At 36.7% G+C, this 22,613-nt stretch carries 23 protein-coding genes and 1 pseudogene; 8 read left to right on the forward strand and 16 right to left on the reverse strand.

All coding sequences use genetic code 11. The features are described from left to right. Positions 1 to 8: 8 nt before the first annotated feature. Positions 9 to 587, forward strand: a complete 579-nt coding sequence (locus BC008_RS52725) for an alpha-ketoglutarate-dependent dioxygenase AlkB (RefSeq protein ID WP_407657067.1) — start codon at positions 9 to 11, stop codon at positions 585 to 587. Positions 588 to 669: 82 nt separating this feature from the next. Here the strand turns inward: BC008_RS52725 and BC008_RS52730 are convergent, their stop codons facing one another. Further along, positions 670 to 1,017, reverse strand: a complete 348-nt coding sequence (locus BC008_RS52730; RefSeq protein ID WP_407657065.1) for a GNAT family N-acetyltransferase — start codon at positions 1,015 to 1,017, stop codon at positions 670 to 672. Between the two features lie 401 nt (positions 1,018 to 1,418). On the opposite strand from BC008_RS52730, the pseudogene BC008_RS52735 reads away from it, so the two are divergent. The 5 genes and pseudogenes from BC008_RS52735 to BC008_RS20075 form a co-directional block, all read left to right on the forward strand. Further along, positions 1,419 to 1,592 (forward strand): annotated as a pseudogene (locus BC008_RS52735) (TetR/AcrR family transcriptional regulator); the annotation flags it as partial. Between the two features lie 12 nt (positions 1,593 to 1,604). After that, positions 1,605 to 2,015: a hypothetical protein gene (locus BC008_RS20060; RefSeq protein ID WP_235595895.1), complete on the forward strand. Its 411-nt coding sequence runs from the start codon at positions 1,605 to 1,607 to the stop codon at positions 2,013 to 2,015. Between the two features lie 221 nt (positions 2,016 to 2,236). Further along, positions 2,237 to 2,593: a VOC family protein gene (locus BC008_RS20065; RefSeq protein WP_058183787.1), complete on the forward strand. Its 357-nt coding sequence runs from the start codon at positions 2,237 to 2,239 to the stop codon at positions 2,591 to 2,593. Positions 2,594 to 2,765: 172 nt separating this feature from the next. Continuing rightward, positions 2,766 to 3,665, forward strand: a complete 900-nt coding sequence (locus BC008_RS20070; RefSeq protein WP_027842698.1) for an alpha/beta fold hydrolase — start codon at positions 2,766 to 2,768, stop codon at positions 3,663 to 3,665. Positions 3,666 to 3,724: 59 nt separating this feature from the next. Then, a complete protein-coding gene (locus BC008_RS20075; RefSeq protein WP_027842697.1) occupies positions 3,725 to 4,456 on the forward strand; it encodes a class I SAM-dependent methyltransferase in 732 nt (243 codons plus the stop codon). Between the two features lie 2 nt (positions 4,457 to 4,458). On the opposite strand, the gene BC008_RS20080 is transcribed toward BC008_RS20075, so the two are convergent. From BC008_RS20080 to BC008_RS20100, 5 genes are all read right to left on the reverse strand, one after another. After that, complete coding sequence (locus BC008_RS20080; protein ID WP_027842696.1) at positions 4,459 to 5,172, reverse strand: SDR family oxidoreductase; 714 nt, start codon at positions 5,170 to 5,172, stop codon at positions 4,459 to 4,461. Between the two features lie 118 nt (positions 5,173 to 5,290). Continuing rightward, positions 5,291 to 6,034 (reverse strand): MBL fold metallo-hydrolase, encoded by a 744-nt coding sequence (locus BC008_RS20085; protein ID WP_058183789.1) that lies wholly within the window; start codon positions 6,032 to 6,034, stop codon positions 5,291 to 5,293. 87 nt (positions 6,035 to 6,121) lie between these two features. Further along, positions 6,122 to 6,532 (reverse strand): RidA family protein, encoded by a 411-nt coding sequence (locus BC008_RS20090; RefSeq protein ID WP_027842694.1) that lies wholly within the window; start codon positions 6,530 to 6,532, stop codon positions 6,122 to 6,124. A gap of 11 nt (positions 6,533 to 6,543) precedes the next feature. Then, positions 6,544 to 6,954: a VOC family protein gene (locus BC008_RS20095; RefSeq protein ID WP_027842693.1), complete on the reverse strand. Its 411-nt coding sequence runs from the start codon at positions 6,952 to 6,954 to the stop codon at positions 6,544 to 6,546. A 57-nt stretch (positions 6,955 to 7,011) separates the two neighbouring features. Further along, positions 7,012 to 7,401, reverse strand: a complete 390-nt coding sequence (locus BC008_RS20100) for a VOC family protein (protein ID WP_027842692.1) — start codon at positions 7,399 to 7,401, stop codon at positions 7,012 to 7,014. Positions 7,402 to 7,593: 192 nt separating this feature from the next. On the opposite strand from BC008_RS20100, the gene BC008_RS20105 reads away from it, so the two are divergent. Continuing rightward, positions 7,594 to 8,247 (forward strand): helix-turn-helix transcriptional regulator, encoded by a 654-nt coding sequence (locus tag BC008_RS20105; protein WP_027842691.1) that lies wholly within the window; start codon positions 7,594 to 7,596, stop codon positions 8,245 to 8,247. A gap of 87 nt (positions 8,248 to 8,334) precedes the next feature. Here BC008_RS20105 and BC008_RS20110 read toward each other — a convergent pair whose 3' ends face one another. The 6 genes from BC008_RS20110 to BC008_RS20140 form a co-directional block, all read right to left on the reverse strand. After that, complete coding sequence (locus BC008_RS20110; protein WP_058183790.1) at positions 8,335 to 9,243, reverse strand: DUF928 domain-containing protein; 909 nt, start codon at positions 9,241 to 9,243, stop codon at positions 8,335 to 8,337. Between the two features lie 2 nt (positions 9,244 to 9,245). Then, a complete protein-coding gene (locus BC008_RS20115; protein ID WP_058183791.1) occupies positions 9,246 to 11,873 on the reverse strand; it encodes a CHASE2 domain-containing protein in 2,628 nt (875 codons plus the stop codon). A 277-nt stretch (positions 11,874 to 12,150) separates the two neighbouring features. After that, on the reverse strand, positions 12,151 to 13,239 hold the full coding sequence (locus BC008_RS20120) for a DUF1822 family protein (RefSeq protein WP_027842689.1): 1,089 nt from the start codon (positions 13,237 to 13,239) through the stop codon (positions 12,151 to 12,153). A gap of 41 nt (positions 13,240 to 13,280) precedes the next feature. Next, a complete protein-coding gene (locus BC008_RS20125) occupies positions 13,281 to 14,705 on the reverse strand; it encodes a hypothetical protein (RefSeq protein ID WP_027842688.1) in 1,425 nt (474 codons plus the stop codon). Positions 14,706 to 14,863: 158 nt separating this feature from the next. Beyond that, on the reverse strand, positions 14,864 to 16,360 hold the full coding sequence (locus tag BC008_RS20130) for a flavin-containing monooxygenase (RefSeq protein ID WP_027842687.1): 1,497 nt from the start codon (positions 16,358 to 16,360) through the stop codon (positions 14,864 to 14,866). A gap of 275 nt (positions 16,361 to 16,635) precedes the next feature. Further along, positions 16,636 to 17,703: a 1-acyl-sn-glycerol-3-phosphate acyltransferase gene (locus tag BC008_RS20140; protein WP_027842685.1), complete on the reverse strand. Its 1,068-nt coding sequence runs from the start codon at positions 17,701 to 17,703 to the stop codon at positions 16,636 to 16,638. Between the two features lie 947 nt (positions 17,704 to 18,650). Here BC008_RS20140 and BC008_RS20145 point away from each other — a divergent pair. Continuing rightward, the gene (locus BC008_RS20145) at positions 18,651 to 19,811 is read left to right on the forward strand and encodes a class I SAM-dependent methyltransferase (RefSeq protein WP_058183792.1); all 1,161 of its coding nucleotides are present in this window, start codon (positions 18,651 to 18,653) and stop codon (positions 19,809 to 19,811) included. Between the two features lie 265 nt (positions 19,812 to 20,076). On the opposite strand, the gene BC008_RS49585 is transcribed toward BC008_RS20145, so the two are convergent. From BC008_RS49585 to BC008_RS20165, 4 genes are all read right to left on the reverse strand, one after another. Then, a complete protein-coding gene (locus BC008_RS49585) occupies positions 20,077 to 20,259 on the reverse strand; it encodes a hypothetical protein (RefSeq protein WP_058183793.1) in 183 nt (60 codons plus the stop codon). 161 nt (positions 20,260 to 20,420) lie between these two features. Next, positions 20,421 to 20,816 (reverse strand): arsenate reductase, glutathione/glutaredoxin type, encoded by a 396-nt coding sequence (gene arsC, locus BC008_RS20155; RefSeq protein ID WP_027842683.1) that lies wholly within the window; start codon positions 20,814 to 20,816, stop codon positions 20,421 to 20,423. A gap of 79 nt (positions 20,817 to 20,895) precedes the next feature. Further along, entirely contained in the window at positions 20,896 to 21,552 is a 657-nt protein-coding gene (arsH, locus tag BC008_RS20160) for an arsenical resistance protein ArsH (RefSeq protein WP_027842682.1), read from the reverse strand. A gap of 83 nt (positions 21,553 to 21,635) precedes the next feature. After that, positions 21,636 to 22,343 carry an MIP/aquaporin family protein gene (locus BC008_RS20165; RefSeq protein ID WP_027842681.1) on the reverse strand — a complete coding sequence of 236 codons (708 nt, stop codon included), beginning with the start codon at positions 22,341 to 22,343 and terminating at the stop codon, positions 21,636 to 21,638. Positions 22,344 to 22,613: the final 270 nt, after the last annotated feature.

Genomic DNA, 22,613 nt, shown 5'->3' on the forward strand with positions numbered 1-22,613 from the left:
GTTGGAAAATGAATAGTAAGATTGACCTTGATACAGACTGCCAAATCACGACGGGTACAATTCCAGCCGATCTAATTCCGGATAGCACCCGTTTTAAGGAGCTATGGAGTCTTCACCCTGACGAATATTCCGAGATCGTCATACACGGGAAACACGTCAAAGTACCGAGATGGAATCGTGCCTATGAGAAAGACTACCCATTTTCCAACCAAATCGCGATCGCACACGATGTACCCGAATCATTGAAATCCTACTTGGAATGGGTGCAACAAGAAATTGATCCTAGAATCAATGGTTTATTCGTAAATTGGCACGATGGCAGTTTGAGCCATTATCACGGCAAACATCGTGACAGCACGAAGGGTCTCATTCCCCAAACCCCGATAATCACGATTTCCCTTGGAGAAGAGCGAGTATTTCGAATGCGTCCATATCCTAAGGGTAATCTGATAAAAGATTTTGTTCTAAGGAACGGAGATTTCATAATAATCCCTTGGCGTACGAATCAACATTGGACTCACGAAATCCCAAAATTTGCGAAATATAAAAACCACCGCATTTCAGTTACAATGAGAGCATTCGAGTGATTGACGCTTCAAAGTTTTTTTCATTTTGACCGTCAGCAAGGTCATACATAAGAGCATTGTATCGATTTTTCTGTTATTTCTCCTATGGATTAAGGTTTGCTCGATACTTAGTTAGACCGGGAAATGTGTCATCAAAGAAAGCAGAGTGAAAAGTAACGAACGGTTCGAAGTATTTTTCATAAAGCGCCTTTGCTGGGCTATTACCATGAATCACCATAACACCCAATGAGGAAGCTCCTGCTTCACGAGCGCGTTTAAAGGCTGCCTTCATCAGGCTATGTCCGAGCCCTAAGCCCCGATGCTCGGGGGAAACAGCTACAGTCTCGACAATCATCTCAGCCTGCGGTTTGAGAAAACTGTTATCGTCTCCCCAGATCTTGTTGTAAGCCTGTTCAAAACTTTTGGTTATAGAAGTACCCCAGTCAAGCATCTCGGCTATCTCGGGTAACTTGATGAGATTAAGCGGACCATTTATTTCCGATATTGACGAAGGTCGATAAACCGCGCAGGTTGCGACAGGTTGACCGCTTCTTTCAATAACCAAGAAATCTTTGATATGCCCCCAGTTGGATGCGTCACACTGAAGCATTATTTCAAGAAAACGAACTGAAGGTGTCCCAGTTGGTGCTAGAAGCTCTTCCCAGAAGGAATTCCCGAAAGGTGCCCGCGAGGCTTCTAGATCCATAAGAGCAAGAAAGGGAATATCCTGATGATTTGCTGGGCGTACGGTTTCAAAACTACTTGGTTGATTATCCATACCTATTGATTTAACCTACGTTATGTATGTAATATCTCACATACGTCTAGTATGTCAATAGATTAGAGGAAAATATGTCCAAATCACGGGCTCAAAAAAAGGCGGAGACCTCAGCACAATTAATTGCGGCAGCACGCAAGAGCTTCTTTAAAGTCGGTTATGCCGAAACCTCTATGGATAAGCTTTGTGCCAGCGTTGGCGTCACGCGAGGAGCGCTGTATCACAATTTTGGTGGCAAAGAAGGGTTATTTGAGGCAGTTGTGCGAGAGATCGATCATGAAATGGGCGAACGTCTCTTAGAAATCGGCGGCGATGACACATCACTGGAAGCTTTTGTGAAAGTATGTCGTGCCTATTTAACGTTTGCCCTTGAACCAGAAATACAACGCATCGTTTTTAAGGATGCACCTTCAGTTCTCGGGCAAAGGCTACGTGATATCGACGCTCAAAGTAGTCTCGATCCATTGACAGAAGCGATCGCTGATTTGATTAACAGAAAAATTTTTTCTGATGTCAATCCCCAAGCCCTTGCAGTTCTACTGAACGGCGCGATGATAGATGCTGCTCTTTGGATTGCATCTCAGCCAGATAAGGATTCTAGCTTTAACTCTGCAGCAAATGCACTGGAACAAATTATCAGACAACTAGCCATCAATCATAAACAAGACTGAATTACGGATACAGTTATGAAACTTCGCGTAACGAATTAAGTGCCACTTGTTCTAATGCTTTGTTGATACCTTGTTTTTCCCAGTTTGTGATGATTTCTGTATACTTCAGATGGGGCAGTAATTTCCAACACTTTGCATATTAGGATGGGAAATATTTGACAACAAGTTATATGTAAACCTTTCATATAATAAATAATTAGCAGCTAAAAAAGGAATCGATATTGTTCAAGCATATAGAGTCAACAATTTTCTTCGTCGAAGATATTAATACAGCCGCACAATGGTATGCTGATTTGCTTGACTCTAAGGTTGAGTATGAAAATCCGAATTATGCTTTTGTTCGCGGTGCAGGGATGATCTTTGGTTTCCACCCTGCCGATACAAAAAATCCAACTGGTGTCGGTGGTTCAGTGACTTATTGGGAAGTAAGCAATGTTTCCAATGCCATAATGAAGTTAAGCGCAAAAGGAGCATCATTATACCGAGGTCCACTAAAAACAGATCTCGGTGCTGATGCAGCAATGCTTATAGATCCGTTTGGCAATGCCATCGGACTTACTACTTCACTAGTATATTAATAGCTACTTGCTGACATTTGTCGCAAGGTGCTTCAGAAATTTTGGACTACGCCCTCGTTTAGTATGATGGGTGGTATCTGATTCACTTACGATGTTGAGATATGTGAAAACTTTCGTTGTAATAAATAGTTAGGCTGTATTGGCGTAGTTGTATTTGGAGATCGACATGAAGATGCCGGAGCATAAGCCTGATACACAATACGTTCGAGTGGATGATGGACGGCAGATCGCTTATTGTGAATACGGTGATCCACAAGGAAAGCCCGTATTCTATTTTCATGGCACGCCAGGATCCCGGTATGAACCTTCATTTGGCGATCGAGCAGGAAAAGAATATGGTTACCGAATCATAGCATTGGATCGACCTGGAATGGGTCGGTCGGATTACGTCAAAAACAGGAGATTACTGGATTGGTCACAAGATGTGAAAGAAGTTGCAAAACAGCTTGGAGTTAGGAGATTTGGAGTTATTGGTGCATCAGGCGGAGGGGCATATACGCTAGCATGCAGTTATGCAATCCCAGAGCTACTTGAGTTTTCTGTAGTGATGGGAAGTTGGGGACCAGTAGCAACAGAGCCTAAATTGTGGGAGGAAATGGCTCCGTTGGATCGATTCTTTGCCAAGCTGTCAAAAAGTGCACCTTGGATATTCTATGTGCCATTTTCGTTTATTGGATATGCAGCCAAAAGGATGTCACCCCAGGGTTTTATGAAATCGCTAGAAAGTTCGATGAGTGTGGCGGACAAACTGCTGGCAGCAGATGAAGAATTAGCCCAATTTTATGCAGATGACATAGCAGAAGGATTTCGGCAAGGAGTTCGAGGACCGGCTGATGATGCAATCATTTTGTATGGGGAATGGGGTTTTAGAGTTGAGGAGATAAAGATAGAAGTGCACCTGTTTCACGGAGAAGAAGACAGGTTTGCGCCCTATAGTTATGCAGCATATTTCGATGAGAAGATACCACAAACAAAACTAAATCGGTATCCAAAAGAAGGACATTTGTTTATAGTACAGTTGTTTGATGATGTATTTAAGCAGATTTCATTGCGATCTCAGACAGAGGGCTAAACCTATCGCTCCAAAATAACTTTTTTCTATATCAATAGGGTGAATTTCATATTTGAACCATGCATAGTGACGGATATTTCGACGAAAGAGTTGCTGCAACATATGATGACGACGTAGACGCCTTCAACCCGGAAAAAGTCGAACCAGTTGTTGATTTTCTGGCTGAACTTGCTGATGGCGGGAATGCATTGGAATTTGGTATTGGAACAGGTCGCATAGCTTTACCACTGGCGATGAAAGGCATCAAAGTTCATGGAATTGAACTATCTAATACCATGATTACCAAGCTTACTGAGAAATCTGGTAGCGACCGAATTTCAGTAATTCAAGGTGACTTCACAACTGCATCATGTGGAGAATCCTTCTCGCTTGTCTACCTGATTTTCAATACCATCATGAATCTCACAACTCAAGATGAGCAAGTTAGATGTTTCCAAAACGCAGCCTCACATCTTAAACCTGGTGGAAGTTTTGTTCTTGAGGTCATGGTTCCCGCTCTTCAGTCCTTACCACATGGTGAAACAAATCGGGTATTCGATCTATGCGAGCGTCATTGGGGAGTAGATACCTATGATGTTGTTTCTCAATCCCTAACATCACATCATTTGAGAATTCATAACCAAAAGATGGAGTTATCTTCAATACATTTTCGTTACGTTTGGCCATCAGAACTCGATCTTATGGCAAGAATCGCCAATTTAAAACTCAGAGCAAGGTGGGGAGGCTGGAAAAAAGAACCATTTACAAATACTAGTCGCTATCACGTATCAGTTTGGGAAAAACCAAATTGATATTAAATTGTTGCAGAACTTCCCCCATCAACCTTTAGGGTTGTACCAGTAATAAATTTAGCATCATCAGAAACCAAAAAAGCCACTGTTTTTGCAAACTCAGCATAGGTCGCAGGACGACCAAATATCAAATTGTTCGGTACGTCCCATCCTTCCAATTCTTCCATTGAATCTGCGACAAAAAAAGGTGCGATCGAAATCATCCGAATTTTATCTACTTTGTAACGCTTAGCGTAAAGTTTTGTAAATCCTTCCATTGCGGCGCGGATGGTTCCACTGAAAGGTGTTCCTAAGGATGGTTCCTGGGAATCACAGGCTGAAATATTAACTATTACCCCACCTCCTGATTTTTGCATTGCTTCTGTAACTAATCTCGCCATCCTAACAACACTCAGGAAGAGCATTTCAAAATTTTCTAACCACATTTCATCGGAGATAGAAAGTAAATCCGGTCGGGGTGGGTCACCAAAACTATTCACCACTGCATCTATGCGTCCATAATTAACCAAGGTTGTCTCTACTAATTGTTGCAAGTCTTGGAATTTTGTAATTGAGCCTTGAATTGCAATCCCATCCAACTCTGAAGCTAAATCAAAAATATTTCTACCACGCGCCATTAGAGAAACTTTATAACCTCGTGCTGCTAGTTCTCGCGCACATCCTGCACCTATAGATCTACTCGCAGCTGTAATAATCGCAATTTTCTGTTGATTCATCCTCACTCACCTCGACCTATTTTCTTAATGGTGCGTTATGGCGCTAATGAAGTATTTGAAATAATGTTTAATGGTTTTGCGCCTAACACACTACATCAATTGATACAAGAAATATTAATTAACCATGGAGTAGGTGCTTGAAATCTTTGTACCAGCTATCGAAATCAGTAACAAAATTATAACCACATACGGTTTCAAGGGATTTCTCAGAAACAATATCTAGTATTCTTGATGCACGTTTACGAGTTTTATCTTTTGGTCCAAAGGGGTTGAATTGCATGTTCGAGCCCGGAGGAAATACATAATCACAAATAAACAAAACCTTGCGATAGACATATATCATGAAACCTGGAGTATGACCACCGATATAAAAGGCTTCAACACCATGCTCGCTAAAGTCACCGTAAATTTTATTGTCAACAGGAAATTGCTGGACAAGGGGATGTTCGCTATCGTTAATATGCAGATAAACCTTCGCACCCCATAACTGTCGATATTGGTTGGATGCACCCATAAAATCCTTATGAGTGAAGTAAATAGCTTCTACTGGTTCTAAGTCCCGATTGAATGCTGACGGACAATCAATCCATACTGCTACACCATCATCCGTTTCAATGCGATAAGCAGCATGCTCAATTCCTAGACGAGGTACAGAAATCAATTGTGTGACGTAATCATTTACTTTGCTTGGTGTTACTCGATAGGTCTGTTCTGCTTCATTCCAAGTAACAAATGTGTCATGGCGCGCCCCACAAAATGGACAGACATCGGGCATCTTACCAACCATGTTATAACCACAAACGGTACAAACCCATTGTCGGTCGTTCACATTTACAGTCAATACTTGACTTTCTACAGACATAGTTAAAATTCCTTTGTATATATTTATTAAAGTTTTAGATTTTGTCAGCTTTTGTCATTAATGAATTGATAGCAAATTTTTTGATGACTAAGAATTGGGAATTGCTGCAATCGCATCAACCTCGAATAACATTCCATCAAGTGCTAATCTCGGTACGGGTATAAGTGTATGTGCAGGTGTTTGATTTCCCCATATCCCTAAAACTTCAGAGGCTAATAATTGAACTTTGGACTCGTCATGTTCAACTACAAAACTAGTGAGTTTGACTACATGTTCTGGATTTGCTCCAGCTGCACTCAGAGCAACACGGAGATTAGCAAAAGCCTGTTTTAATTGTCGGGCAAAATCATCAATAAGATTGCCGTTTTCATCTTCACCACCTTGTCCGGCAATATAAATCATAGTTGCCCCTGGTGGCACAATAACCACATGGCTGTAGCCATTTCCAGAAGGATCGTACAATCCTTTTGGATTAATATACTTAATATCTTTAGTCATTGTTTTAACTCTTAACTCTTAATTACTGATTCAACATTTTGACCGTAAGAAATTTCCAAGGTGTGATTGTCTGGGTCTTGAATATAAGCCCAATAACCAACTGGAGGGGGCGAATCAGTTGGACCTTTAATTAAAATTCCTTCCGTTCGGGCAATCTTGCAGAGACGATCTATTTGTTCGCGAGTCTCATATACTACACCAATATGGGATTCCGGTAAGAGTGGACTTTTTACTTGAGAGTTTCCTATTAATACGATAACAAAAGGGTGAATTGAATCACCTATCCAAGCAACATCAGACTGTGTTGTGCTATCGCTTCGACGATGTACGACTTGCACGTTGGCATATTTTTGATAAAACGAAATACTTGCATCGACGTCCTTAACTGCAAGTGCAATGTGTGTTATTCCGCGATCAACCATTGGAAATCTCCTTATTATCTTAAATTAAACCAGTTTGGATACTAGTTGTTTCAATAATTATTTCAACTCGTAGCTTTCGTTGTATTCCACCAACTCCACTTGAGTACCATCCGGGTCATCGACGTATATACGACATTTGGTTTCTGGAGAAATATAAATAGAATAATCAATCCCGTTTTCATCTAACAAAGCTTTCATCGCTTCACTATTTTCAATCACAAAGCCAATATGGTCTACATGACCCATCGATGGTGAAACGGTTGATGAATCTAGATATTGATTTAGAGAGAGGTAAAACTGGCGTTCGCCAAAATGCATCCACTTCCAGCCATCTTCCTCACCCTCAGCCCGTACATACCATTGGGGGAATAGAGTCTGATAAAACTGACGAGTCACATCCAGGTTCTTACATGACTGGTTAATATGTTCAAATCGATGAAAATTCATATTCAGTTGCTCGCAATAACTTTCTAAAGTTTTTTCTTTATAAACTAGCCTACACAATTCAATTGACTTTGTAAAGATTTTTCTTTACTTTGTATATATATCTATAAAAATCCGTATTCAAACTTTTATCGGTATAGATAAACTTACAAGCATATTTTTCTTGATGTTAAAGACATTAATGACGAGTGTTACATGGCAAAAAAATCCAACAAAAAATCGACTGCAGTCCGGACTAGACGTGCAATTATTAACTTGCTCAAGCAAGAAGGAGAGATGGATTCGCAGGAGTTAGCTTCTCGTTTAAATGTTTCGACGATGGCTGTACGTCAACATTTGTACGCTCTGCAAGATGAAAATTTAGTCACTTATCAAGAAGAATCTAGAGCGATGGGGCGTCCTGCAAAAATTTGGCAATTAACTGCTGCTGCAAATCGCTTTTTTCCTGATGGGTACGCCGAATTAACATTAAGTCTAATTAACTCCGTCACAGAAGCGTTTGGAGAAGCTGGTTTAGATCGACTTTTAGAAATTAAAGCACGACAGCAAACAGATAACTATCAAGAATATTTAGTAGGATTAGATACCCTAGGAGAAAGATTAGAAGCCTTAGCGGAAATTCGTACTCAAGAGGGCTATATGGCTCTAGTTCAACCTCAAGAAGATGGGTCGTTTTTGTTGATTGAGAATCATTGTCCGATTTGTGCTGCTGCAACTGCTTGTGTCGGTTTGTGTATGAAGGAGCAGGAAGTTTTTCAAGCAGCTTTAGGAGAAGAATATGCGATCGAGCGAACCGAGCATATTGTTGCTGGTGCGCGTCGCTGTGCTTATAGGGTCGCAAAGCAATAGATTTTAGTTCAAATCTATTACCAATTAGCAAATCGCTTTGAGGGGCGGGCTTTTACCAATTACCAATTACCAATTACCCATTACCAATCACTCTGACAAAACATAATTTTTGATAATAGGTACATCAACGAATTCTTCTAGATTAAAAATTTTGAGTAAGTTAGCCCAATCTCGAGCAAGTTGCTGTGAATTTGGATTGCGAGTGCGAAGTTTTGCTAGGTCGCTAACAGCATCGTACCAAAGATGATTTTTGCTATAAATAGCGTATTTACCTCGTTTAGTTGTTTCTAATTGTTTTTGCAAATTTGGATTTAGTGCGACTCTTTGTAACCACGCATCAACATAAGCATACTCTCGGGGAATTTTTGGATCCCCACAGTAAACTTGAAAGTACCATTGATATTTATGATTTTTTTTGAGAGCATATTGGGGATTTTGGGGAATGCTGATACCTATAACGCCAGCCTTATGGGGAAGTGACATTCTTTTTCTCAAAATGTCGTTGCCACTGTCATCTTGCAATACAAATTCTCCAAACTTCATGGGAGTTGTTAATTGAGGAACGAACAACCAAACATTTAGGTATCGATCAACTGTTGATGCAAAAAATGATTTATTTTTCTCGCCACTTTTCCCTCCAGGAACCAAAGCAGTGATAGGTTTTTCTAAACTCGAACATTGCTTTGGATCCCTAGTTGCTCCTCCCTTACGACGACCTGTGGGAGCACCTATATTGTCAGGTACTTTTTGGGCTAAATATTTTTGTGCGAAAGAAATCGATCTGGCGATCGACTTGTCGGGCGAACTTACTTTGAATAGCTGTTTGGATATTTGAAGTTTAAATACTCCTCGATCAATAACAGGGATATTTTCTTGGGAGATATTAGTATCTACCATTCCAGCCCAAGATCGTTCTAAATTTCCAAATAATACAACTGGCAAAGAAATAATATAAAGCTGTTTGATTAGAATTTTGAATAAATTAATCTCGGCCATTATCAAGTATTAATAGATTTCTGGATTGGAATAAAGCCATCGCTTAATAAAACTTTGAGAAGAAATGCACAGCATATCAACCCTAATGCTGGGGGTACAAGAGGAACCCATCCAGCATATATCAATATACCAAAGCACGTACTAAAAAGTAATAACAAAGCTGTTGCGGTAGCGAATACTAGAGTAATTGGTTGCCAAATAGTAAGAGCGATAACTCCTCCTAGCAAAGACCAACACCATATCCACAGAGCTTCAAACCACCCAGACCACCACCATATTAAAGACCTCTTGTCTTCAACTGCGCTGAGAATCTGACTTATCATGTGGGCTTGTACAATCACATGAGGTATCTCAAGTTCTTTGTAAACTCCTCTGGAAACATAAGGGGTTTGCCAAAACTGAGTAATACTAGGGGCGGTAACGCCAATCAGAACAATACGGTTTTTGAGGCCCTCAATAGAGTTAGGATTAATTTTGTCACTAAGGATATCTTTGAGACTGACTTGAGTAGCAATATCCTTAAAAGAAGGTAGAGAACGATAATTTACTAATATTTGATTACCAGCTGCATCTACTCCCTGGTAACCACTACTGTGGGGTTCTAAACGTTTGAATATAAGCTTATCAATTTGCAAGTTGCCTTGAACGTTAAATTTAGGTTGGGGATATCCTTGTGACTTTAGATACTCTCTTGCCATTAAGTAACTAAAAGCATACTCCGTTATACAAGGAGAATTTAAAGGAGGGTTCATAAATAAAAGTTGACGACGGAGGACCCCATCCATATCTATTACAAAATCACTAAAGCTGTGACGTTCTTTGGGAACTTCTGGTGGAGGAGGGACACCATCTGGTTCCCCATCAGCAGGGGCAGAAACTTTACATATAGCTATTAAATTTTTATTCTTATTTAACCGATTTACTAGATTGGGGTAGTTTGGATCAGCTGGAAATTCTCGGTAAATATTTAGACCAATAGATATTGGGTCATACTGCTCTAACTTTTCTAAAACCTTAGACAATGCCTGGTCTGATAAAGACCATCGCATATCCATCCCTTGTTCTATCTGATACTTGATGTCTGACTCGCCCACTGTAACTATCAACAAGCGTCGATCTGGCTGTTCGTATGGTCGCAATTGCATTAAATGGTCATAAGCATTTAATTCCCAAGGTTGTATAAATCCTAAGTAGCGAATACTCATTAATAGAGTGGCTAAAAATATACTTACTACTAGTAAAGTTTTCAAAGGGGATTTGCCCTGACCAAATGACCAAAATTTCTTTATTAAGCGTTTTTGATTAAATTTTATTGATGGAGGTTTTTCCCTACGGTTACGACTGGGCTTTCTTTTTGTTTTAGGTATAAGAATATCAGATTTATTCGTATAGTCAGAATTTACAGCTAATATCTTGCTCGAAAATGGCAATATTTTGTCCTGTCCGCCTTCAGTGTGAATGCCATTTTTAGACCAAATGATAGGTGCTTCGGCTGGGTTTTGACAAATTACTGGTAGCCAAGTCGCACAAAGGTAATCTTTCTCGAGAACTTGTAACCTTTCTCGTGCGTAACGTACTGCTGTATATAAAGATTGTCCCTGTGAGAATGAAGCCAAAAAATACTTTAAAAATTCCTGCGCGACCTTATCTGGTACAGGCTCGCGCATGACAATAACTTGTGGAATATGTAATTCGATTAATGTTTTTGCTAAACCTAGACCATCACAAGAATTAAAAATCGCTAATTTTAGCCCTCGACCGATGGCTTGCTTGAAAGCATTCTTTAACTTATCGATAGTAATAATATCTTTACTATTTATATGTATAAATCCTTGCTCTTGAGTACCACTGTGACCAGCAAAGAAAATAATATCCCAACCTTTTTGCCACAGCTTTTCGTCTAATTGGCTCAACTTTGGTTCTACCAAAAATTCGATGGTGCAACGTGAAGCAGCGACTTCATTAGTGCAATCTGAAGCGATAGTACCATATTCTACTCGAGCAGATAATTGTTCTAAAAAAAGTCTGTCTTGACTAATATCAATCCCTTCGCTGCTACCAAAAATAGCTAGAATTTTTACATCCTCTTTATGAGAGTACTCGAGAATTTTTTTTTGCTTTTGGTAGTCATAAGCACTTATTGCAACTTCTGATTTGGGGTAATCATCAAAAAATTTCCAAAGATGCCAAGGAATTCTTCGCAATAAAATATCGTTTGTTTCAATGATGAAGCGAATTTCTTCGGATGGTTCTAAATGTGTGCGCAATTGTTGATCGATATTACGAAATTCTATTGAATCAAACCAGGCATTTATACTTTGTGAAATCTGATTGCATAGAGAAACAATATCTACTTCGGAAACATTAGTTATATAACCTTCTTCTATTTCCCAAGTGTCATCTGCTTCGTCAATATCCTCAGTATTACGATACAAGGTTAAAGGTTGATAAAAAGCCGAATATAAAGATTGCCAATTGCGATAGATTTGAGCAATTTCTGGTGCTGGTGGTAAGCTACCAGTAAATTTCATCCTATAAGCATTATTTGATTCTCCAAGTTGTAAAGTTACAACAGGAAAACCATCTTGTAAATTTCCCGTCCCCAAACTTAAAACAATTACCCTACTCATAAGAAGCAGATAAAATAATCAATCATAAAACAATTTTTGCTTTTATCTTTTGTTTTTTTAGCAAGACATGTTAATTTTATCTTTAATATGCATTAGTATTTTACAACTTGTCTTTACAAAATAATTATTAAAACACAAATAATAATTTTAGCTAATATTTCGAGGTATTAGCTAAAAGTATGCTTTCCTATTTTGCTACGGTTAAGATTTTTACTGTTTGTCTTGTCAGTATTTGAGGAGTTAATTGGTAAATTAGAATAGCTTGAAGATTTTATACTTAAATTTCGAAATTCTCTTTAACACTCACATCACCTAAAGCAACTTCAATACTAAAACGTTTTCCTGCTTCTCCTTTAAATGGTTTCAATTGAATATAATTATCTTTAATTCTTGCTTGAACGTCTTGAAGTACCTTTCCTCCTTTAGAAAACATTCTCAATTGAAGATTATGGGGCAAATGTTTATTTTTGCCAGTGGGGTGTAGTTGCACTAAGATGGAAAACTTATTGCCATTCACTTCAACTATATTAACCAGTAAAGCTACAGTATTTTTACCTAATTGTATTTCTAAATCAATTAGCTTACCTCTCCTAACCCCTTGGATCGATTTCCTGATGGTATTGAAGGCTAAGTTTGTTTCTACTTTTGTTAATTTATCTATTGTCAGCCAGCCTTCATCAAAAATATTTTTAAACCATTCACTAAGCTTGGGTATTTTTTTATCTATTTCACTAATGAATATTTTCTTCTCTTTTGTCTTGATTTCAGTTTTAACTGTAGATAACTCAGCTGCAGATACTTCAATTCTAGATAATTCAAGTACTTCTGCAAATTGGTGACATAACAATAAATGATTAGGTTCTGAATCAAATATTGATAGAGGAATTTGATAATAATTTTTATTGGATGAATGCGATATTATTTCAGTACAATAATCATGTAGTTCGCCATTATTTAAAAATCCTTTAATTATTACCTCTTCCTCTTCTTCTAATACTTCTATTAGTACATAGAAGTCCACCTTAATTGTGGACGTATTAATAATACTTTTAGATACATTTACAATTTCATCTAACAGATGTTCTACTGTAATCAAAAAATAGTTAAATTTACCAACTGATAAATAATACCCATCTTCAGTCGCTTTAATTTCTAAACTTAAGCTGTACGTAGATAGTTTTTCTTTGAACCAATCTTTAAAAGCAACTACAGCTAAAGAATTTAGATGATTTTGCCACTGCTTATCTTCATGATTACTTTGTAAACATATTTTTTCCGCACGATCAAAGTGTTCTGATTCTAAATAAATAACTTCTGGTATCAAAAGCCTGAAATCTACAGAGTTATGTGTTGAAATATTTGACATTACTTTTACTCCTTCAATCTTAATTTTGAGCCGCAATTTTATTAATTATTTTTTTTAAAATAAATTCGTAATTGTTGAGCATATAAACTATTCATGGTGCGATTTTTCCCGGCTCTAATTTCTTCTGCAGCTTCCTTAAAAATTTCTGTGTCAGCAAAACACTCAACTTCTATTGCTAAATTTTCTAAGTATTCTGGCGATGATAAGCTAATAGGAAATTTCTTCTCCTTAACTTGATGCAAAATTTCACCAATTATTTCTTTGATTGTAGAACTACGAATATCACTTAGAAGCTTTCCTGGATTTAAAACTCGCCTAGCTCTATCCCAACTTTTCATATTTAATTTGGGAGCTATTTCTCTAAGGGAAAGATTCTGACAATAATATAATTTTAACCCTTGAAGATATTGATTAGCGAAGATAGCATAATTTTTACTTTTTTGGAGTTGGGAAATACGGTTATTTATTTCTTGTTTAATTGTATTGGCTAATATTAAATTTAATTGTTTATGTAAAAAGCCCATAAATTCTTTATCTTCTTCTTCTTCAATATCTAAACTAGAACCTGGTAAATCAGTTCTCGTCGTGTAAGTTTGAATTTCAGGATTATATATTTCTAAAGGTTCCCTAGAATTCCAAATGTCATACTGTCTAAGTTGTATTGCTATTTGATGGAGGAAAATAATTAAATCTTTGGTTGTATAAATATGAGATTCTTTATCTTTCAAATGCATCAACATTTCTTGCAATTGTTCCCGTGAGGGATCTGGACATTTTCTGATTCCAGTTTGTCTTTGTTTCACTCGATCGCGACGATAAACCATATGAAATGCTTCTACCACATTGCGATCGCTTATAGATAAGTTTTCTAATTGTTTGCGCCTAACTCTATTTAATAGTGCCCAATCACTCAAATGTCTAAAACCAAATTCTGAGATAAAATTTTTAATCTGGGGATTTTGTTTTGTTTGTAAATATGCCCAATTATCTAAACTCATTCTTAACTGAGACTCCGAACGAAATGACTGTAATATCTTTGCGGAAAAGAATTGATAAGTGGGGTCTTTAAGTTCGCCGTTATTATCTATAAAAAAATGTTTTTTTGTATCTCTATCTATAAAAATTAAGCTTTTCCCGTCATCGTCTAGGACAAAAGGTAATAGATCCCGATAGGTAAACTGTTTCCCACCACTAAATAAATAATCAATTTTTTTGCAAACCTTTAAAATTGGATAAGAAATATAACATCGCAGACAAAGACCTGCTTTTGCACGGGTGACGACATCTAAAGTGCCATTTTGCCCGTAAAAGTAAGATAGTAAAGTTGTTTGTAGGTCCGTACCTTGAGAAACTCCTAAATCCTTAATAAATTCCTTTGCGATAGGGACTGAACAAGATTTATACCCCGCTGCTTCGCTTGCGGGATCTATTCGCCAAATATTCCAATACCTTGACAAGGCGCTCATATTCAATGCGCTTTCTTAAAATTTTAATTAGTTTATCTACACTTAGTTGATAAATGTACAAATAGTCAACTTATGCACTTTTATGTTTGTTTTTTCTGATAATCTTACAAAAGATAATTTTTTAGCCAGCGATCAATTTATGAGAAATAACTTATATATCAATTTATTTTATTGCGTAATACTCTTCGAATACAATTGTATGCATATGGTTCTATAGTATTCATCATGTTCTGAATATACTTACTCTTTGTACTATAAATATTAAAACCCATATCTTCAATCAGATTTTCTAGGTAATGGAAATTGAATGGAGATACACAAATACCGTAGGCTAAACTATTAGGTAGATTTTTTTTGTTCCACCGAAAATTTATATGCATTGCTTTGTACATTTGCGAGCGCGAAGGTAAGAATAACTTACCTCTGCAGTATTGGGATAACCACCAACTTCCGACCTCTGAGGTTAACTGGCAAAAGATGCTGGAGTTATACCCTAAAAAACCCAGATTGGGAATGTCTGGGTGAATCATATGTTTGTATAAATGAAAATTACCTTCTTCATCGACTATCCAATGACGATACTTTTCCTCCAAGAAGGAAATATCCTGGCGGAATCCAGTTCCAAAAATGACAATATCAGCGGCTAAAGTTTCACCTGAATTTAGTTCTACACCACCAGAAAAAAAATTGCTAATCTCTGCTTTTCTTGTATCTATTTTCCCGGTTCGAATATACTTGTAAAAATAATCTGTAACTAAATTAGCAGTATGGTTTAGCATGCTATTCATAGGTTTTTTAGGTATAAGCTTGTAACTCTTGAGACTAAATTTCGATCTGACTATTATCTCTTGGACGCGCCAGAAAGCCCATACCAAAGGTTTACCAAAAGAATGAAGTAATTTTTCGATTCCTACGGGTCTAAGATAAAGTAACCAAATTTCTGCAAAACGAGTGAAGAAAATTTGCTGATAAGGAATTTTGTTGAATAAATACTTCGGAATCTTCCATAAAGAACGCCGAAAAATTAGAGTACATGAAGAAGCTCTATCAGCTGCGATGACTGAAATTTCAGTTGCAGATTTACCAAAACCAACGATAATTACTTTTTTCTCATCTAAAATTGATAGGTCATTGAGCTGGCTAGAATGAAGTATCTTTCCACCACATGACTCGAATTCCGATCTATTCGCTAGCTTGGGAATTTTGGGAAGATTAAATACACCATTACATATCAAAACAAAATCAAAGTCATATATTTTTTTTCTGACCCGGTTCTCTTTTTCATCTTTGACGTTTGCTTCTACTACCCAGATGATTTTGTTACCTATTTTTCTGTATATATTCGTGACTTCTGTTTGAAAAAAAATCCGTTCGGTAACACCAAAACTATTTGCATAGGATTGCAAATAATTCCTCATCTGCTCTGCAGTAGGAAACTCTGGATATTCTTGAGGGAAGGGATAGTCAGTAAAACAATATGTATTTCGAGGATTATGGGTTGTCAACTCTGGATAAGTTCTAGAGCATTCCCATACTCCACCAATATTAGACTGTTTCTCAAAAACAGTCACTTGGTAACCATCTTCGATAAATGTTTTGGCTGCAACTAAACCACTAATACCTGCACCAAGAATACATACTCTTTTTATTTCCATATGAAGTTTTATATGAATGAGAAAAACTGAAAAAAGCCCCGATACTATGAGATTTAAGGATAATTACAAAAGATTATGGTCCAAGATATTATTGCCCAAAATATTAGTTCCAAAATAATATTTCGAGAAACTCTACTTAGATTGTTCAACTCGTTTAAAAAGTATCAGCAATTCATTTCAGTGCAAGGTAAATTGTTATACAAAAATATTTTTTTTATGTTATCAGGCTCTAAACCAACATTTAAAGTATTATCTGCTACTTTTAAATCAATCAATTAAGGCTTTATCAATTTAAGTCTTATATTAATCTGTTCTTGCATTTGTGCGCGTAGCTTTTGAGCTTGACAATAAATCTTCTTCCGTAAGTTTGTTTCTTCTGTTGTTTGCAGGGATTCGATTGCTTCTGCTTCGATCCAAGACTCAATAAAATAATGCAAACGACTTTTTGCAGCCCAAACACCCATGGAAGGGAAAAGCATAAAAATAGGTAAGAGAGGTGATAATGGTAGAAAAGGTAATTTAAGTAAATTTTGTAATTTTCTTTGTAGTCTACTAATATTAATAGTCCAAGGATGAAGATTTTCGTTACCAATACAAATAACCGGTACAATCTTCATACAATTTTTTTGGCTGATATGGATAAAACTTGGGTCAAATTTTTCTAACTGATAGCGTTTTCCCCATCCTTTGCTTGGTCCTCTCAGACCTTCCGGAGCGTAGAGTAAAATACGATTTTGTTCGACAGCACTTTGAAAATCTTTTTTCTGGGCTTTGATCCCACCTAATACTTGGGACCATCCTGAAGGTAACCACCAAATCATCCAAGGATGTTCAAATAAAGATACACCAGCTAAAGGTTGTACAATCCACCCTTTTTTCTCAGCCAATAAATAGCCCAACACCACAAAATCCCACGGAAAACACATTCCCGCATGATTCATCGCGAAAATTATATTTTCACTTTTAGGTAAATTTTCTGATAAATGTAACTCTGCACGAAAATAAGATTTAACAATTGGTGCTAATATTTCTTCTCTAAAGGCTTGCTGATACTGGGGATTGAACGCACTATGGCGTCGTTTTGGCGGACGAAAACCAAGACGCAACCAGCGTATAAATAGTGCAATGTAAAAACCTGCAGGTATTAAAAATAGTAAATATTCCAACCAATTCCACCCATCTGGGTCTTCGTGATAGTGTTGCCAATGACGATTGAATAAAATTAACCATCCTGGTGGATACCATACACAAAACCAGTCAAACCAGTTAAACTTATATCCTTCAAGAGATATATTTTCAACTTCTGAATTAAGTGAATTTTTGGGATGTCGATTGATTTGCATTACTATCGACTCCTGTGAATTGGATAACTATATTTTAGCTTAAGTCACTAAATTTAAAGAAATCTTAGTCTAATATTAAAATTTTGCCTGTAGTCCATATTTACAGCGATCGCAGCAAATAATTATTCAATATATTTTGTATAGAAGATTATTGAAGCTCTTATATCATTAATTCACTAGTAAATATTAAAAAATATCCATAATTGAGTTTAAATTGCCAATTATTGCTAATTTTCATAAACAAATATAATGCCATTGAGCCTAAGAGCACATACTTAAATTGAAAAAATAGATAAAATATTAAGTTAATCAAAAAATAATTAGGTTTCGACAATTACATTAGCAAGTAGATATGTACGAGAACTTAAATTATGCTTAAAGTAACTTATATACTCAGAGTATATAGGCTGTAAAGCTTGCAGTATAAAGGTTTATAGCATTATTTTAATTAATAAATATACAACGATCATGACGAGCAATTTTTGAGAAATCGACGGTTGTGCTTATTTGAATCGGACTTAAAATTATACCTAACGGTAGATTAAAAATTAAATGTTAGCTTTTCAGCAAATGCTAAATATCAAAAATTAAATGTTTTAATAATATCCATTACTATGCGGTGATATGATTATAATTCACAGAATTTTGAGGTTATTTTTAACCTCGCGTTCACCAATTAAATTATCCATATCCTCCCTAGTCAAACTTATTATTGAGTATAGGTCAACAGTAATACTAAAGTTGATTAAGGTTACTTCAGCTCTTTGTTAATTACCAATTTAAATATCCTAAATTAGGTGATAAAAATTAAAATTAAAAAATTTTTTAACCTATATAGAGCAAGGAATACAGATTATTTGAGACTTCTATTAATTGGTACATTATTGTACATAATTCCAATTGGGGTAGATAATAAAAAATGTAGCTAAAGTTTCTTAAAGTTCACCATGAGCACCAAAACTCAAGAAATTGTCAAAGTTTATGGTAAGTCTAAAGCTACCGACCACTATTTATCACCTAGCAGACGTGATGCAGTAAAGGTCAATTGGGAAGAACCATTCTCTTGTATGGTTTATCGTAAAGCTATAGAACAAACGGAATATCGTTTAGGGAATTCTCTAGAAGTTTTAGATATAGGAAGTGGAACTGGGGACGGAATATCTCTACTGACCAGCAAATTAATGAAAGAGTCTGGTTTAAATTTAGATGATGATATTGACTATCTTGGCATTGATATTTGTCAAGATATGTGTGAAACTGCGCGTTCTATTCACTCTCATCGTAATTATGTAAGGTTCTTACAAGGAGATATTCGTCAAAGTCTTCCTGACGAAGCCTTTAAGTTGTACCTTTCTTGTGGAGTCCCTTATTCTCATTTGACTCCAGCAGAATTACAAATAGCCCTACAGAACATATTTGAAAATATCCGTCGTCATAACACCCGATCTGCGGTTGTGGTTGATGTTCTGGGGAAATATTCCATTGAGTGGGTATCTAAGTGGAATTTAAGTCGTTGGGATTATCGGATGAACTTTTTCCAAAGCGATGGAGAAGCCGATTTTACACCTATGAGTTTTTATTCTGCACAGGAGTTAAATCAACTAATTCATGAAGCAGCAGCACAAGCGAATTGTAAATTGTCAAATATAGAGTTTTTCGACCGTTCTGTAATGGTTGGAAGACACACCTCAACAGGAGAGTTTACTCCGAACTTATCTCGTTACCGAAACTTAGTTAATAGTTTGATGGATGTGGATTGTACTACAGATTTTGAACAACTTATGTTTGACGTGCAGTTGGGAGAAGCACCAGCCGAAATCATTGATTTCTTTAAAACTTTTCAAGGTTGGTGGAATCAATTAATAAGAGAGGCTGCAATACTTTGTGGAGAAACTGTCCATGGATGTGAATCTACTCTACCCACTGAATTTCAAGGTTTGACTAAAGAATTAAAAGAGTCGCTCGATAATTCTCAAGTTGAAAATATCCGCGCTAGTATCATCGAGCCAATTCTGGCTAAGTACTTACATAACTTAGAAGTTTCCACTCAAAAAGGATTAGGAGTTGGACATACTCTGATGGCTCTTGTCAGTGTCGACCAAAGTTAACCTAGTTTTAGGTTAAGAGTGATTTATACGTGAGTGCACAACTGTAAATCTTCTATCACTCCATTTATTGCGATGCCCTATGGGCTTATCGCAAAATGAATATTGCAACGATTTTGAATTCCTTTCTGTAGTTAATATCTTAATGAAAACTAATTCCTTCGTTGCTTAACACAAATTCCCAGGTAGATACTCAAAAGATAGATATTAAAAACATTCTCACTCTCAAAATCTATCAGTCTCAAAATTTATCAGTTTCAAAATCTATTTAAGCCGTTTCCTTAGAGCTTTCTAATTCCCAATCTTTTATCTTTCTTACCCAATCATTTCTAATACGAATAAAATGACACAGTGTAATTAATTCTGTCCTGCCACTTAAATCTTGCTTAAGTGCCACAACTATTACATTGGTAGTCTGTAGAGACGTGACAGAGGTTATGACTAACCTCATTTAGAGCCTAATATGGTGTTGGCACAAACCTCTCGCTGGAATGTTCTGACTGCAATCACCCATTTATACTCTGTCATATCTCTATAGAAAATTAAAATTAAATTTAATACCGAGCGAGTTTTGAGTATAAACTTTTATGCGCTAGTGATTAAGGTTTGAAACTAACTCAAAGCAGCAATTAGTTTTTCAACTCTTTGCTTAACTTCATCCCGGATACGTCGAAATGTTTCGATCCCATGACCTTCAGGATCGTCAAGTTGCCAATCTTCAAACACTTCTCGCGTTACCCATTCAGGAGGTAGATTTACGCCACATCCACATAGAGAAATCACTGCATCGTAGTCCCCGGGATTAAAATCACTTAAAGCCTGAGAAGTTTGGTTGCTAATATCAATTCCAATTTCTGCCATAATCTCTACTGTTTTGGGATCGACGTAACTTGCTTCTAAACCAGAACTGACAACAGAAATTTTTCCTTTCCCTAAACTTCGAGAAAATCCTTCCGCCATTTGAGAACGACGGGAGTTTTTCTTACAAACAAACATGACTTTTTTCATGGTGTGATTAGTTGTTAATAGTAATAGATTTACTCAGAAAATTTTGAATGTTTTTTAGAAACTGTAGGCTTTATTTAACTCAATTCACAAATTTAGGTAAACAGTTTTCTATACTTTTACTTTGCTTAAGTGCTTTCTCTTTGCGTTCGCTGTAACGATCTGTAAGGTAATCTGATTGATCGCGTAATAACAAAGTAAATTTGTAGAGTTCTTCCATAACGTCAATTACTCTGTCACGATATGGTGAGTCTTTCATTGTCCCATCTTCGTTAAATTCTTGATATGCTTTGGCTACAGAAGATTGGTTGGGTATGGTAAACATCCGCATCCAACGCCCTAAAATTCGTAATGTATTAACTGCGTTGAAAGACTGAGAACCACCAGAAACCTGCATAACGGCTAAAGTTTTACCTTGGGTTGGTCTAACTGAACCTATAGTTAAAGGAATCCAATCAATTTGATTTTTTAAAATTCCAGTAATATTACCGTGCATTTCGGGAGACGACCACACTTGACCTTGAGACCATTGGCTAAGTTCCCGCAATTCTTGCACTTTTGGATGGGTTTCTAGAACACTGTCACGAACAGGTAATTCACGTGGGTCGAAGAATTTAACTTCTGCACCAAATCCTCCAATAATTCGTGCGGCTTCTTCTGCTAAAAGTCTACTGTAGGAACGTTTTCGTAAAGAGCCATATAAAAATAAGATTCTGGGTGGAGAGTCTGAGTTAACCATTGCATTCGATCAAACAAATTATATTAATGAGTTGATTATTATACAGCAGAACTTAGGAGCGAAAAAGGCTCTATTTCAATCTCCTACTTAACATCCCTAAATCCGTTTGAAAGCACGCCATAAACAATTGCTGCTAATTGCGCTCCCACTATTGGAGCAACCCAATATACCCAGTGATATTGCCAAATACCTCCCACTAAAGCTGGACCAAAAGAACGTGCTGGATTCATACTTGCACCAGTGATTGGTCCCATAAATGCAGCTTCAAGTCCTACCGTTAAACCGATTGCTAAACCTGCAAATCCGATGTGAGCTCGACGGTCAAGCCCAGAACCAAAAATTACGAACATCAAAATAAAGGTAAGAACAATCTCTAAAATCAGAGATTGCAACCAATTATCGTTCAGAGGTAGGGTCGCACCCAAGTTATTGACTTTTCCCAAGCTTGCACATAATAAGCTTGAGGCAGCGATCGCGCCAATCAGTTGTGCAAAAATATAGGAAGGAACTTGCTTCCTCGGGAAAAAACCACTGGTCCAAAAAGCTAATGTGACTGCAGGATTGAGATGTGCTCCACTGATATGACCTATACCGTAAATTAAAGCAGCCACAACACTTCCAAAAACAAAACTTATACCCAAGTGACTAATAGCACCATTACTAATGCCGTTTACCATTACCGCACCAGTACCAGCAAAAACTAAAATAAAAGTTCCAATCCCTTCTGCTAGCGCCTCTCGGGAATAATGGATTGGTATTTTAAGTAAATTACCCTTCTTATTCGATCTCATTACCACCTAGGAATAGGGTTTCCATATTAAAAAATGAAGAAACAATATGTATACCCATTATGTTATTTCAATAAAAATTGATATGTCAATCATTCCGAAGAATAAATAAGAATTAGTAGTATAACGTGATTTAGATTACATTTAAATAATAAGATACCCAATTAATATTACATATCAACAACTAACTAAAAAACTGGTAGAGACGCGTAAATATAACGTCTCTACCCGTTCATTACGTATTTGAAGATAGCTATAATTTAATTTGTTTGC

Origin of the sequence: Mastigocoleus testarum BC008 (genome assembly GCF_001456025.1) — a bacterium.
GTDB lineage: Bacteria > Cyanobacteriota > Cyanobacteriia > Cyanobacteriales > Nostocaceae > Mastigocoleus > Mastigocoleus testarum.

Excerpts from the sequence above, each read along its gene's own strand:
- BC008_RS20130 (WP_027842687.1), bottom strand. The coding sequence starts at position 16,360 with ATGGAAATAAAAAGAGTATGTATTCTTGGTGCAGGTATTAGTGGTTTA.
- BC008_RS20085 (WP_058183789.1), bottom strand. The coding sequence starts at position 6,034 with ATGTCTGTAGAAAGTCAAGTATTGACTGTAAATGTGAACGACCGACAA.
- BC008_RS52730 (WP_407657065.1), bottom strand. The coding sequence starts at position 1,017 with ATGCTTGACTGGGGTACTTCTATAACCAAAAGTTTTGAACAGGCTTAC.
- BC008_RS20100 (WP_027842692.1), bottom strand. The coding sequence starts at position 7,401 with ATGAATTTTCATCGATTTGAACATATTAACCAGTCATGTAAGAACCTG.
- BC008_RS20125 (WP_027842688.1), bottom strand. The coding sequence starts at position 14,705 with ATGAGCGCCTTGTCAAGGTATTGGAATATTTGGCGAATAGATCCCGCA.
- arsC (WP_027842683.1), bottom strand. The coding sequence starts at position 20,816 with ATGAAAAAAGTCATGTTTGTTTGTAAGAAAAACTCCCGTCGTTCTCAA.
- BC008_RS20120 (WP_027842689.1), bottom strand. The coding sequence starts at position 13,239 with ATGTCAAATATTTCAACACATAACTCTGTAGATTTCAGGCTTTTGATA.
- BC008_RS20095 (WP_027842693.1), bottom strand. The coding sequence starts at position 6,954 with ATGGTTGATCGCGGAATAACACACATTGCACTTGCAGTTAAGGACGTC.
- BC008_RS49585 (WP_058183793.1), bottom strand. The coding sequence starts at position 20,259 with ATGAGGTTAGTCATAACCTCTGTCACGTCTCTACAGACTACCAATGTA.
- BC008_RS20105 (WP_027842691.1), top strand. The coding sequence starts at position 7,594 with ATGGCAAAAAAATCCAACAAAAAATCGACTGCAGTCCGGACTAGACGT.
- BC008_RS20165 (WP_027842681.1), bottom strand. The coding sequence starts at position 22,343 with ATGAGATCGAATAAGAAGGGTAATTTACTTAAAATACCAATCCATTAT.
- BC008_RS20090 (WP_027842694.1), bottom strand. The coding sequence starts at position 6,532 with ATGACTAAAGATATTAAGTATATTAATCCAAAAGGATTGTACGATCCT.
- BC008_RS20145 (WP_058183792.1), top strand. The coding sequence starts at position 18,651 with ATGAGCACCAAAACTCAAGAAATTGTCAAAGTTTATGGTAAGTCTAAA.
- BC008_RS20110 (WP_058183790.1), bottom strand. The coding sequence starts at position 9,243 with ATGGCCGAGATTAATTTATTCAAAATTCTAATCAAACAGCTTTATATT.
- BC008_RS20115 (WP_058183791.1), bottom strand. The coding sequence starts at position 11,873 with ATGAGTAGGGTAATTGTTTTAAGTTTGGGGACGGGAAATTTACAAGAT.
- BC008_RS20140 (WP_027842685.1), bottom strand. The coding sequence starts at position 17,703 with ATGCAAATCAATCGACATCCCAAAAATTCACTTAATTCAGAAGTTGAA.
- BC008_RS52725 (WP_407657067.1), top strand. The coding sequence starts at position 9 with ATGAATAGTAAGATTGACCTTGATACAGACTGCCAAATCACGACGGGT.
- arsH (WP_027842682.1), bottom strand. The coding sequence starts at position 21,552 with ATGGTTAACTCAGACTCTCCACCCAGAATCTTATTTTTATATGGCTCT.
- BC008_RS20070 (WP_027842698.1), top strand. The coding sequence starts at position 2,766 with ATGCCGGAGCATAAGCCTGATACACAATACGTTCGAGTGGATGATGGA.
- BC008_RS20075 (WP_027842697.1), top strand. The coding sequence starts at position 3,725 with ATGCATAGTGACGGATATTTCGACGAAAGAGTTGCTGCAACATATGAT.
- BC008_RS20080 (WP_027842696.1), bottom strand. The coding sequence starts at position 5,172 with ATGAATCAACAGAAAATTGCGATTATTACAGCTGCGAGTAGATCTATA.